This window comes from Neisseria weaveri (genome assembly GCF_900638685.1).
GTDB lineage: Bacteria > Pseudomonadota > Gammaproteobacteria > Burkholderiales > Neisseriaceae > Neisseria > Neisseria weaveri.
Window position 1 is genome coordinate 402707 of the sequence record NZ_LR134533.1, and the last position, 12741, is coordinate 415447.

The 12741-nt window shown below is 51.3% G+C and carries 12 protein-coding genes and 1 tRNA gene; 10 read left to right on the forward strand and 3 right to left on the reverse strand.

Translation table 11 applies throughout. The annotated features are described in order from the left end of the window. The first annotated feature begins 110 nt into the window (after positions 1-110). The 4 genes from purN to grxD all read left to right on the forward strand — a co-directional run bounded on the left by purN (position 111) and on the right by grxD (position 3289). Complete coding sequence (gene purN, locus EL309_RS01960) at positions 111-737, forward strand: phosphoribosylglycinamide formyltransferase (RefSeq protein ID WP_004285106.1); 627 nt, start codon at positions 111-113, stop codon at positions 735-737. A 99-nt stretch (positions 738-836) separates the two neighbouring features. After that, entirely contained in the window at positions 837-1508 is a 672-nt protein-coding gene (locus EL309_RS01965; protein ID WP_004285935.1) for a DUF3108 domain-containing protein, read from the forward strand. Between the two features lie 196 nt (positions 1509-1704). Then, complete coding sequence (locus tag EL309_RS01970; RefSeq protein WP_004285103.1) at positions 1705-2961, forward strand: RsmB/NOP family class I SAM-dependent RNA methyltransferase; 1257 nt, start codon at positions 1705-1707, stop codon at positions 2959-2961. Between the two features lie 19 nt (positions 2962-2980). Beyond that, positions 2981-3289 (forward strand): Grx4 family monothiol glutaredoxin, encoded by a 309-nt coding sequence (gene grxD / locus EL309_RS01975; RefSeq protein ID WP_004285102.1) that lies wholly within the window; start codon positions 2981-2983, stop codon positions 3287-3289. A 323-nt stretch (positions 3290-3612) separates the two neighbouring features. Here grxD and EL309_RS01980 read toward each other — a convergent pair. Continuing rightward, positions 3613-3688, reverse strand: a tRNA-Thr gene (locus EL309_RS01980). Positions 3689-3914: 226 nt separating this feature from the next. Between EL309_RS01980 and EL309_RS01985 the strand changes: the two genes are divergently transcribed. Continuing rightward, positions 3915-4706: a polyamine aminopropyltransferase gene (locus EL309_RS01985; RefSeq protein ID WP_004285101.1), complete on the forward strand. Its 792-nt coding sequence runs from the start codon at positions 3915-3917 to the stop codon at positions 4704-4706. A 73-nt stretch (positions 4707-4779) separates the two neighbouring features. Further along, positions 4780-5424, forward strand: a complete 645-nt coding sequence (locus EL309_RS01990; RefSeq protein WP_004285100.1) for an alpha/beta hydrolase — start codon at positions 4780-4782, stop codon at positions 5422-5424. A 151-nt stretch (positions 5425-5575) separates the two neighbouring features. Here EL309_RS01990 and waaF read toward each other — a convergent pair whose 3' ends face one another. Then, a complete protein-coding gene (waaF, locus tag EL309_RS01995; protein WP_004285098.1) occupies positions 5576-6601 on the reverse strand; it encodes a lipopolysaccharide heptosyltransferase II in 1026 nt (341 codons plus the stop codon). Positions 6602-6743: 142 nt separating this feature from the next. On the opposite strand from waaF, the gene hemC reads away from it, so the two are divergent. The 4 genes from hemC to EL309_RS02015 all read left to right on the forward strand — a co-directional run bounded on the left by hemC (position 6744) and on the right by EL309_RS02015 (position 11113). Beyond that, positions 6744-7679, forward strand: coding sequence for a hydroxymethylbilane synthase (gene hemC / locus EL309_RS02000; protein WP_004285097.1), 936 nt, complete (start codon positions 6744-6746; stop codon positions 7677-7679). Between the two features lie 67 nt (positions 7680-7746). Further along, a complete protein-coding gene (locus EL309_RS02005) occupies positions 7747-8466 on the forward strand; it encodes a uroporphyrinogen-III synthase (protein WP_004285096.1) in 720 nt (239 codons plus the stop codon). Then, positions 8463-9917 carry a uroporphyrinogen-III C-methyltransferase gene (locus EL309_RS02010; protein WP_004285095.1) on the forward strand — a complete coding sequence of 485 codons (1455 nt, stop codon included), beginning with the start codon at positions 8463-8465 and terminating at the stop codon, positions 9915-9917. The genes EL309_RS02005 and EL309_RS02010 overlap by 4 nt, the downstream gene beginning before the upstream one ends. After that, positions 9914-11113, forward strand: coding sequence for a heme biosynthesis HemY N-terminal domain-containing protein (locus EL309_RS02015; protein ID WP_004285094.1), 1200 nt, complete (start codon positions 9914-9916; stop codon positions 11111-11113). Before EL309_RS02010 ends, EL309_RS02015 begins: the two co-directional genes overlap by 4 nt. Positions 11114-11195: 82 nt before the next feature. On the opposite strand, the gene ilvA is transcribed toward EL309_RS02015, so the two are convergent. Next, positions 11196-12719 (reverse strand): threonine ammonia-lyase, biosynthetic, encoded by a 1524-nt coding sequence (gene ilvA / locus EL309_RS02020; protein WP_004285093.1) that lies wholly within the window; start codon positions 12717-12719, stop codon positions 11196-11198. Positions 12720-12741 lie beyond the last annotated feature (22 nt).

The window sequence follows — 12741 nt, forward strand, 5'->3', positions numbered from 1 at the left end:
TGCACAGCCGGTCTTCCTGCTGTGCAATATGCAATCTGAAACAAGCTTTGCCGAACGGATTCCGGCTGCTTTAAAAACCCGTTTTTATTAACCTACCCCGTCAAACCATCATGAAAAACATCGTTATCCTCATCTCAGGCCGCGGCAGCAATATGCAGGCCATCGTCAATGCCGCCGTTCCGAACGCCAACATTGCCGCCGTGTTAAGCAACGACGAAAACGCAGCCGGACTGGCATGGGCTGCCGAGTGCGGCATCCAAACCGACAGCCTCAACCATAAAAACTTCGCCAACCGCTTGGACTTCGACCGCGCCATGATGGAAAAAATCGATGCCTATCAGCCCGATTTAGTGGTATTGGCCGGATTTATGCGTATCCTCACCCCCGAATTCTGCCGCCATTACGAAAACCGCCTCATCAACATCCACCCCTCTTTACTGCCCTCGTTTACAGGTCTGCACACCCACCAAAGAGCCATTGAAGCAGGCTGCCGCTTAGCCGGCTGCACGATTCATTTCGTAACGGCAGAGTTAGATTGCGGACCGGTGATTGCACAAGGTGCCGTTCCCGTTTTCGACAACGACACCGCCGACACCCTTGCCGCACGGGTATTGAAAGTTGAGCACACACTCTTCCCGCAAGCCGTGGCAGATTTTGTAGCAGGCCGTCTGAAAATCGAAGGTAACCGCGTACTCAACACCGAACGCCAGCCCGAAAACGTCCAACTGCTTAACTAAGCCTGATAAATCTTTCTATTTGCCAACATTTCTTAACCCGAAAACCATGCAAACTAGCCTTCAGGCAAACTTCAAGTAAAGAACCCCAATCCGATGAACATGAAACCGACACACATCATCCTATCCGGCACACTGGCTGTCCTTCTGGCAAGCACCGCCTTTTCGGCGGAGCTGCCGCAATCAGCCGAACTCAATTACTCAGGCAGTTACGGCATTCCCGCCACCATGACGTTTACCAAAAGCGGCAACAGCTACAAAGTCGTTGCCAACATCAAAGTGCCTCTATATCGGATCCGTTTCGAATCCGGCGGCACCATAGCCGGCAATACGCTGAAACCGTCCTACTATAAAGACATCCGTGGCGGAAAAACCTATGCCGAAGCCAAGTTCAGCGGCAACAGCGTAACCTACGGCAAAGCCGGTTCGCCCAAAACCGAAAACGCTTCAGGCACCACCATGGATCTGTTTACCTTGGCATGGCATTTGGCCGCCAACGAAGGCAAACTGCCCTCCGGCCTGAAAATCACCAACGGCAAAAAACTGTATCCGGTCAGCGGCATGAAAAAAACCGGCAGTGGCGAATATAAATTCAGCGGCGGCAACACGCCCGTCAACCACTACCGCGTCCACCGCGGCGACAGCACCATCAACTACTCGTTCGCTCCGGCTTTGAACAACATTCCTGCTCAAATCAGCTATACCGACGACGGCAAAACCTACAACCTGAAACTGACCGGCATCAAAATCAACGGCCAAACGGTTCAACCTTAACCCACCGCCGTTGCCCGATACAGCACCCAAGCAGTATCAAAACAGTAATAGGCCGTCTGAAAACCGCAGGCTTCTTTCATAAAAGCAAACTGCCCATTTTCAGACGGCCTAAAATTTTCAGACGGCCTCAAACATCAAGCCATCAAGAAATCGCGTATAATTCCGACATTTCACTTATCTATCCCTTCCAACCGATATGACACCGACACAACTCGAACACACCGCATCCCTGCTGGAAAATATGCTGACGTTCAAACAACCCGCAGATGCCGTGTTATCCGCCTATTTCCGCGAACACAAAAAACTCGGCCGGCAAGACCGTCACGAAATCGCCGAAACCGCTTTCGCCGCCTTACGCCATTACCAAAAAATCTCCGCCGCCCTTCGCCGCCCGCATGCCCAAGCGCGTAAAGCCGCATTAGCGGCTTTGGTACTCGGCCGCAGCGTAAATATCGGCAGCCTGAAAGACCTGATTAACGAAGAAGAAACAGAATTTCTCAGCCAGCTCAAAGCCAGAAAAGCCGAATTTTCAGACGGCCTCAACACAGCTGCCGAACTGCCGGAATGGTTGATCCGACAACTGCACAACCATTACTCCGAAACCGAAATCCTACAATTCGGCCGCAGCATCAACCAACCCGCCCCGTTGGACGTGCGCGTCAACACCTTAAACGGCAAGCGCGACAAAATTCTGGCCGAACTGCAAACCGAAGGACTGCAAGCCGAAGCCACACCTTATTCCCCGTGGGGCATCCGTTTCAAAGACAAAATCGCCCTCAACAAACACCCCCGCTTCCTTGACGGCACGCTCGAAGTACAAGACGAAGGCAGCCAGCTGCTGGCCTTGTTATTGGGTGCGAAACGCGGCGAAATCGTTGTTGATTTCTGCGCCGGTGCAGGCGGAAAAACCTTAGCGGTCGGCGCCATGATGGCCAATAAAGGCCGTATCTACGCTTTCGACATTGCCGAAAAACGTTTGGCCAATCTCAAACCGCGCATGACACGCGCAGGCCTGACCAATATCCACCCCGAGCGCATCAGCAGCGAAACCGATCCGCGCATCGCCCGACTCAACGGCAAAGCAGACCGGGTATTGGTCGACGCCCCCTGTTCGGGCTTAGGCACGCTGCGCCGCAACCCCGATTTGAAATACCGCCAATCCCCCGAAACACTCGCTTCCCTGCAGGCCCAACAAGTCTCGATTTTGTCCGAAGCCGCCAAACTGGTCGCCCCAAAAGGGCGTCTGGTTTATGCCACATGCAGCATACTTCCCGAAGAAAACGAGTTGCAGGTACGCCGTTTTCTCGACACCCATCCCGAATGGCATGCTGTTGATTGTGCAGAACTATTAAGTAACGCTAAAATTAACCTCGATACAGGTGTATACTTACGCCTGGATTCCGCCCAACACCAAACAGACGGCTTCTTTGCCGCCGTATTTGAACGTAATTAACACGAATATAGGAAATCAAATGAGCATTCAAGAACAAATCAAAGAAGTGGTGACCACCCACCGCGTGGTGCTGTTTATGAAAGGTACCAAACAATTCCCGCAATGCGGCTTCTCATCCCGTGCCGTACAATTGCTGCAAGCCGCAGGCTGCGAAGATTTTGTTACCGTCAACGTACTGGAAAACGACGAAGTCCGCCAAGGCATCAAAGAATACAGCAACTGGCCAACCATTCCCCAACTGTATGTAAACGGTGAATTTTTAGGCGGCTCCGACATCATGATGGAAATGTATGAAGCCGGCGAGCTGCAAGAAGTCTTGAAAGCCTGATTTTAGTCCGACAACACCTTCCTGCCTGCCGATTGTAAATAGCCAAGCAGCATGGTTTGATCTGACATAAACTGTTTCACAGCAAAAGGCCGTCTGAAAATTTCAGACGGCCTTTTGCTGTCGCAGAAAAAATCATCGGAAAGAAAAAAACCATTAAAACGACATTTTCGAAATCTTATCCATTGTCTTCATTTATACCGCTTGCCGCCCGGCAGGAAAAGCCGTCTGCTTAACCGCAAAACATCAAAACCGCATCCCGTTAATATCCGCACGGCAAATACAAATAAAAAAACAGCAGCTATAAAAGCTGCTGTTTTTTTATTTGGTGCCGGCACCAAGAGTCGAACTCGGGACCTTCTGATTACAAGTCAGCTGCTCTACCAACTGAGCTATACCGGCTGAAGAAGTCGCTATTATGCAGATGTTTCCAAATCATAGCAAGCGTTATTTTCAAAAAAGTTCATAAAAGAAATTAAATATTTGTTTTCTATGTTAATTAAATTACAAAAAACTTATTCGTATATTTGCATACTGCCCGTTTTTTTCCCAAACCGGCGGGATAACTGCTGCGCAAAGCGGCCAACTGTATTAAAATAACCTCCTTTTTTCAATCAAAAGCCGCTATATGCACCGCCACCCCTACCGCCGTCTTCGTTCGTCCAAATTCCATCTGCCCGAGGTCGGCATTTCCGAAGAAAACAATATCCGTTCACTTCATTTGGGCAGCGAAACCATTCAGAGCTCCATGAATTTGGACAAGCCGGAAGAATTGGTTTTGTCTTACAGCCGGGCCATGATGGGTTGGCTGCTGTTTGCCGAAGCCCAACCGGCACACATTACCCAAATCGGTTTGGGAGGCGGTTCTTTTGCGCGCTGGTTCGATTTTCATCTGCCCGAAACCCGCCAGACAGCCATCGACATCAATCCGCAAGTCATCAATGTTGCCCGCAGCCTGTTCGAGCTGCCTTTTGAAGACGAACGGTTTGAAATCATCGAAGCGGACGGCGCGGAATACATTAAAACCCTCAGGCACAGCACCGATGTGATTTTGGTGGACGGTTTTGACGGAGAGCAGATTATCGATGCGTTGGTCGGCGAAGCATTTTTTGAAGACTGCCGCCACGCCTTATCCGACAACGGCATTTTCGTGACCAACTGGTGGAGCGGCGATAAACGCTATCAGCGTTTTGTCGAACGCCTGCTGAATATATTCGACGGCCGTGTATTGGAATTGCCGGCAGAAAGCCACGGCAATATGGCGGTCATGGCATTTCAACAATCACCAAAAGAGCAGAATATCGACAATCTGAAAAAACGCGCCGAAAAATTAAGCACGCAATACGGATTGGACTTCAAACGCATGTTGTGTGATTTGAAAGCCAATAATCAAAACAACGGTAAACATTTTTATTTATAACTTTATTTCATTTCAGGCCGTCTGAAAAAAACCATACTTTTTCAGACGGCCTCCCATTCGGAACGAACACACTATGCTGAAAGCCAATCTTCTCCATTCCGTTCCCGGTCCTGCCGGTTTGTTGGAAACCATCTATATTCCCGCGCAAGGTGCAGAACAAGGTGTTGCCGTTATTAACCACCCCAATCCCCTGCAAGGCGGCACCAATACCAACAAAGTCATCCAAACCGCCGCCAAAGCTTTGGCTTCGTTGGGTTTCCACTGTTACCTCCCCAATCTGCGCGGCGTAGGCAACAGCGAAGGTTCGCACGATTACGGACGCGGCGAAACCGAAGACTGCATCGCCGTTATCGACTATGCCCGCGCCCAACATCCCGAAGCCAAACAGTTCGTACTCAGCGGCTTTTCGTTTGGCGGCTATGTTTCCCTATTCGCCGCCCAACAACGCCAACCCGACCTATTGCTGCTGCTCGCCCCCGCCGTCAAACACTACACGCGCACGCCCGAACCCGACGCGCCCGACATTAGCCAAACCCTGCTGATACACGGCGAACAAGACGAAGTCGTCGAATTGGACAAAGCCCTGCGCTGGGCGGCACCGCAAAACTTGCCTGTGACGGTGCTTCCCGAAGCCTCCCACTTTTTCCACGGCAAGCTGATTGCGCTGAAAGACACCATTCTGCAATTTGCACCGGCTATTCTGAACCGCAAAGCCTGAATGCGAATCCCCAAATAAAACACAGCCCTCAGCAAACATTTGCCAAGGGCTGTTCCGTATTCTTCACCCAAACTTTAAACGGCAAAATTTTCAGACGGCCTCGCAATACCCGGCGGACAGACGAACTGCTTTTACCGTAACGCAACCGAAGCTATCTGCCAAACTTCTCCGCCATATTTTCTGCCGCCTGCTCAACCATATCGGGCGTCAGCTTATTCAGGCAATCAGTATGCCCCAACGGACATTCGCGCTTAAAGCAAGGCGAACATTCGAGATTGAGGCTGACAATCTCGGCCTTGTCACTCAAAGGCGGCGTATGGTCGGCGCTTGACGAGCCGTACACCGCCACTACTTTCCGACCCAACGCAGCCGCCAAGTGCATCAAGCCGCTGTCGTTGCATACCACAGTTTCCGCACAGGCCAACAAGTCGACCGCTTCGGATAAAGAAGTTTTACCGCACAAATTGACACAAAGGCCGTCTGAAAAATGATTGATTTCTTCAGCAATGTCGAAGTCCTTTTGCGAACCGAACAGCCAAACCTGCCAGCCTTTACGGATATAGCGGCGTGCCAACTCGGCAAAGTGGGCCGCCGGCCAGCGTTTGGCCGGGCCGTATTCCGCACCTGGACAAAACGCCAAAACCAGCTTATCGGTTTTCAGACTGTGTTTTTCCAGTGCGGCCCTCTGGCTTTGCGGATCGATTTTAAACAAAGGATAGCCCGAATAACCGTTAAACTCGGCCTGCGACGGATAAGCCAGCGCCGTATATCTGTCCACCATCAACGGCAACGCGGCTTTGTCGAGTTTGCGGATGTCGTTCAACAACAAATAACGCGATTCGCCGACATATCCCGTCCGCTGCTTAATGCCGGTGGCCAGCGCGATAACGGCCGATTTCAGCGAGCCGGGCAACACGATAACCTGATCGTAACCGTTTCTGCCCAGCTCCCTGCCCGCCTGCCAGCGTTTTTTCAATTCCAACGCACCGTGTCCGAAAGGATTTTCAAAAATGCGGTTGATTTCGGGCATACGTTCAAAGACGGCCATCGACCACTTCGGCGCAAAAACATCAATTACCGAACCCGGGTAAAGCTCGTGCAAACGGCGGTAAAGCGGCTGCGTCATCACGCAATCGCCGATCCAACTGGGGGAAATAATCAGAATTTTTTTAGACATAATTTCGGCAGGGTTATTATTTGCCGGTTATTGTATCGGAAAAGGCCGTCTGAAAACACAAACCGGTTTTTTCGCGCCAACAGAAACAGCAAACATGATAGACTTGCAACGTTTATCTGATTCCTATTTGCGACAAAACCTTATGACGACACCGAAACAACTCGTTATTGCCAGTCGTGAAAGCGCATTGGCAATGTGGCAGGCCGAACATATCAAAAGCCGTCTGCAAACCCTTTACCCCGAATGCAAAATCGAAATTCTGGGCATGACCACGCGCGGCGACCAGATTTTGGATAAAACCTTGTCGAAAATCGGCGGCAAGGGTCTGTTTATCAAAGAACTGGAACAAGCCCTGCAGGACGGGCGTGCCGACTTGGCCGTCCATTCCATCAAAGACGTACCGATGATTCTGCCCGAAGGATTTACTTTGGCGGCCATCAGCGAACGCGCCAACCCGTTTGACGCGTTTGTTTCCAATCAATACCACAACTTGGACGAACTGCCGCAAGGCGCGGTAGTCGGTACATCCAGCCTGCGCCGCGAAGCCCAACTGCGTGCACGTTACCCCCATTTGAACATCCGTCCGCTGCGCGGCAATGTGCAAACCCGTCTGTCCAAACTGGATAACGGCGAATATGATGCCGTTATTTTGGCGGCCGCCGGTTTGCAGCGGCTGGGATTAGAAAAGCGGATACGCGTGATTTTATCGCCGTTCGACAGCCTGCCGGCCGCCGGTCAAGGCGCGTTGGGCATCGAAATCGCTTCCCACAGACTGGATTTGCTGGAAACGCTCAATCCGCTCAACCACGCCGTTACCAATGCCTGCGTTACTGCCGAACGTGCGTTGGCACGTGCGTTGGACGGCAGCTGCCAAGTGCCGCTTGCCGCTTACTGCACCGAAGAACAAGGCATGTTGACCTTACGCGGCTTGGTCGGCCACCCCGACGGCTCCGTTATCCTGCAAGCACAAGCACAAGCCCCGATTGCCTACGCCGACGCTTTAGGGCGCGCCGTTGCCAAAAAGCTGATTGACGACGGCGCTATGGAAGTCATCCAAGCCGTATTGAACGAACAATAAAACCTTAAAATTTTCAGACGGCCTCTTGTCCATTGAAAACTAAAGAGGCCGTCTGAAAAAACAGCGTATGCCCACCATTCTGATTGTCCGTCCGCCCAACCAAACTCTCGAAGACATTGCCGTCTGCCGACAAGCCGGCTGGCATGCCGTTCCTTTCAGCCCCATTGTTTTGCAACCGCATCTCGAAACCTTAACCGCACTCAAACAACACAGCATGAATATGGATGCCGTCTTTTGGGTCAGTCCCGGCGCCATAGAAATTGCTGCGCCTTACTTCGATTTTTCAGACGGCCTCATGCACCATATTGCCGTCGGCCAAGCCAGCCGCCGCAAGCTTGAACCATTCTGCGCAAACCCTGTCCACGCACCGCAAGACGGCAACGACAGCGAAGCCGTTTTACGCCTGCCTATTTGGCAGCAACTCCAACCCAGAGCCGATATTCTGATTGTCCGCGGCACAGGCGGCCGTAATTATCTGGCCGAAAATCTGAAAAAACAGGGATTCAACGTCCACATTACCGAAGTCTATTCCCGCCAACGTCAAATGCCCGATTGGTCGGTATTCGCACAAAGTCCGCCGCAAGCCGCTTACATCACGTCCGCAGAAGCCGCACGTGCCTTATTTGAACTCGCGCCGCCAAAATTAGCCCAACCGTTAAGAACCTTGTTATACTTAACCCATCATCCACGCATAGCCGAAACCTTGCGTACTATGGGCGTTCAACGAATCGAGATAGTACGGAAACTGGATATGCAGACTTTAACGCGTTGTACGGAGTTTTTATGAGCAAACCCGAAAACACCCTGTCCGAAAACGGCCAGGACACTACGCCATCTACACCCATCATTACCGTATCTTCAGACGGCACAGCACACACAGCGGCAGAACCGGAAAAAACGACTGAACAGCCCGTCCGCACACAGCCGGAAAACAAACCTGCCGACAAACCCCAACAGGGTTCCCCCCGATCCACTCCAGCAATAGAAAAACCCATGACTGAAAAACACAACGTCCCCACCAATGCTCCGGTAGTCATCAAACAATCATCAGGCAAAGGCCTGGCGGCCGGTGCTTTGGTTTTGGCTATTTTAGGCCTGGGCGCCAGCGGCTTCTTATTTGTTCAAGGGCAAAATACCTTGAAAACTCAAGAGCTGGCATTCAACCAACGTTTGGATAAGGCCGCGTTAGGCGAATCGCAAAACGCTTCGCTACTGCAGGACACCCTGCGTAAAAACGCCGAAATAGAAAGCACCTTGTCGCAACTTTCCACTGCAAGCAAGCTTCAGGCCGACCAAATTTCCGCCACCCGAAAAGCCTACGGCGAACTGCTCAAAAGCCGCACCAATTGGGCGGTTGACGAAGCCGAAGTAATGCTGAATCTGGCTTCGCAGCAACTGCTCCTGTCGGGCAACGTATCCGCCGCGGTTATCGCTTTGGAAAACATCGAAAACCGCTTAAGCCGCTTCGACCAACCCGAGCTGCTGCCGATCAAGCAAGCCATCAGCAACGACTTAACCGGACTGAAAAACCGTCCTTATCTGGATATTTCCGGCACATCTTTACGTCTCGACCGTTTGGAAACTGCAGTCGCCGGTCTGCCGCTGGTTGTCGATGCCACACTGAATCCGGGTAAACAAGCCGTTCAGGAAAACGCTGCCGCCGCCAATCTGCCTTGGTGGGAGGCCGCTTGGAACAAAGCTTTGTCTTCCCTCAAAGGCATGGTCGAATTGCGCCGTTTGGACAATAACGATGCCATGCTGATTGCGCCCGAACAGATTTACTTTATCCGCGAAAACCTGCGGCTCAGACTGCTGGATGCACGTACCGCACTGATGCAGCACAACGGCGAAGTGTATCAAAGCGACTTGAACAGCGTTGAAGCAAGCGTCAAACAATATTTCGATCTGCGTTCGCCCGCCACCCAATCATGGCTGAAAGAATTGGCGGAGTTGAAAACCTTAAACGTCCACATGATTTCCGATGATGCCTTAAAAGCATCGCAAACCGCCGTGCGTACGTATCAAGACACGGTAAGAACCTCGCAAACGGCCCCTGCCGCCATTGCACCTGATGCAGCCTCATCAGAAGCAGCTTCTGCTGCAGTTCCGGCAAATACGCCCGCATCCGAACCCGTACCGGCAGCAACAACCGCCGCCCCTGCACAAACCGACAAACCGGCCGAACCAGCCGATAACAAACCGGCATCGGAACCTGCCGTGAAAGGGGAAACCGCATGAGAGGCTTGATTTGGATTATTGTCCTGTTTGCAGCGGCCGTCGGCTTGGCCGTAGCGGCAGGCACTTACAGCGGAAACGTTTACATTGTTGCCGAACAGACCATGTTGCGTATCAACCTTCACGCTTTTATTCTGGGTCTGATTCTGTCCGTTGTCGCACTTTATATTCTGATCCGCCTGATTGCCGGCATTCTCAATATCCCCGGCAGACTCCAACGTTTGGGCACCAAACGCAAAGGCCGTCAGGCATCCGCACATTTAAACAGTGCCGGTTTGGCTTTTTTTGAAGGCAAATTCCAAAAAGCCGGCCAAGAAGTCGAAAAAGTATTGGGCAACCAAGAAGCCGGAGACAACCGGATTTTGGCTTTAATGTTGGGAGCGCACGCCGCCGACCAAATGAACGATATGGAATTGCGCGACCGTTATCTGAAAGACATCGGCATTCTTCCGACCAAACAGCAATTGTCGCGCTATCTCTTGCTGGCTGAATCGGCCTTAAACCGCCGCGACTACCCCGAAGCAGAAAGCAACTTGATTGCTGCGGCACAAATCAACCCGAGTCTGACCAGACTGGTCCGCCTTCAACTCCGTTATGCTTTCGATCACGGCAACGCTTTGGATGTTTTGGACAAAACCGACAAGCTGAGCAAAGCCGGCGCTTTAAATGATTACGAAGCCGCACAATACCAAGAATGGGCGTACCGCCGCCTGCTGGCTCTCGCTTCCGACCCCGAAGGAATGAAAGCATGCATGAAGCGGATTCCCGATAACTTCAAAGCCGGTGAATTGTGTATTGAAATCGCAGAAAAATACGACCGCTTGGGCATGTATAAACAGGCTGTAAAGTGGGTGAAACAGCATTATCCGCAAAACCGCAGTACCGAGCTGCTCGAGCCGTTTATGCGCAGTCTCCAATATCTGAACAGCAACGAGCAGAAAAAACTGCTGGACGAAGCCGACGAGTGGCTGAAAGCCCATCCCGACGACGAACAACTGCTGCGCCACTTAGGCGAAATGTCGTATCAGAAACAGTTATGGGGTAAAGCCCAAGGTTATTTGGAAGCCAGTCTTTCGGTGAAACCGACCGTACAGGCACGGCTTGCGCTGGCAAAAGTATTTGATGAAACCGAGCAGCCTGCAAAAGCCGAAGAACAGCGTATGCTGGCTTTAGAAGGCATGGTTCACGAAGAAGAATAAGCTGCCTTGATAACCAAAGGCCGTCTGAAAATTCAGACGGCCTTTTTATTCAATATGACTCACCAACCGATTTTAAATCGTCTTAACCCAAGAACAATTTATACGCTTGGTTATCCGTTTCATCTTGATGAACATAACCCAAGTTTTCCAAAAACTCGGCAAAAGCCGCATCATCTTGAGGCGGAACATCAATGCCCACCAGCGTTCGACCGTAATCGGCGCCATGATTGCGGTAATGGAACAAAGTAATATTCCAATCCGTCTGCATATGGCTTAAAAAACGTGCCAATGCCCCCGGTCTTTCCGGAAACTCAAAGCTTACCAGACGTTCATTTTGCACCTTATGCGAACGTCCGCCGACCATATAACGGATGTGGATTTTCGCTACCTCGTCATTGGTCAGATCTGCGTTGGGCAGGCCTGCCTCGGTCAGTTTTTCACGGATATCGACCAAATCACGCGCACCGGCGGTTTGCACACCGACAAAAATATGGGCAACTTCGTCATCACCATAACGGTAATTGAATTCCGTAATATTGCGGTTGCCCAACGCATTCACAAACGCCAGGAAGCTGCCCGGACGTTCCGGAATCGATACCGCCAAAATACCTTCATTACCTTCACTCAATTCACTCCGTTCGGACACATGGCGCAAACGGTGGAAATTCATATTGGCACCGCTGGTAACCGCAATCAAGGTCTGCCCCTCCACGCCGTTTCGGGAAATATAAGCCTTCAAACCGGCCAATGCCAAAGCTCCGGCAGGTTCGGTAATGCTGCGTGTATCATCGAAAATATCTTTAATCGCACCACAAATCGCATCGGTATCGACCGTAATAATCTCATCCAACAAATCTCGGCAAATACGGAAAGTTTCTTCTCCTACCAGCTTAACTGCCGTGCCGTCTGAAAACAGCCCGACATCTTTCAACTCCACCCGTTTACCTTGCTCAATCGACACCTTCATGGCACAAGAGTCGTCTGTTTGAACGCCGATTACTTTCACTTCCGGACGAACCTGCTTCAAAAAAGCCGCTACGCCCGCAGCCAAACCGCCGCCGCCGATCGGCACAAACACCGCATCGATATCGGCAGGGTTTTGCCGCAAAATCTCCAACGCAACCGTACCCTGCCCGGCAATCACATCAGGATCGTCAAACGGCGCAATATAAGTCAGCCCGCTCTCGGCAACCAACTTCATAGCATGGTCGTAAGCATCGTTGAAAGACACCCCCTCCAACACCACTTCCGCACCACGGTTTCTAACCGCATCCACTTTGATTTTCGGAGTGGTTTTCGGCATAACAATCGTTGCTTTGCAACCTAATTTTTGCGCAGACAAAGCAACGCCCTGCGCATGATTGCCCGCGCTGGCCGTAATCACTCCTTTTTCCAACAATTCTTTAGGCAGCTTGGCCATCTTGTTGTAAGCACCGCGAATCTTAAAAGAAAATACCGGCTGCAGATCTTCACGCTTCAATAACACATTATTGTTCACACGGCGCGACAAAATCCGCGCCGTGTCCAAAGGCGTTTCTACGGCAACATCATAAACGGAAGCAGTCAAAGTACGGATCAGGTAGTCGGAATAAGGTTTGACGTTCATAAAATTTTCTGGCAGTTAATCA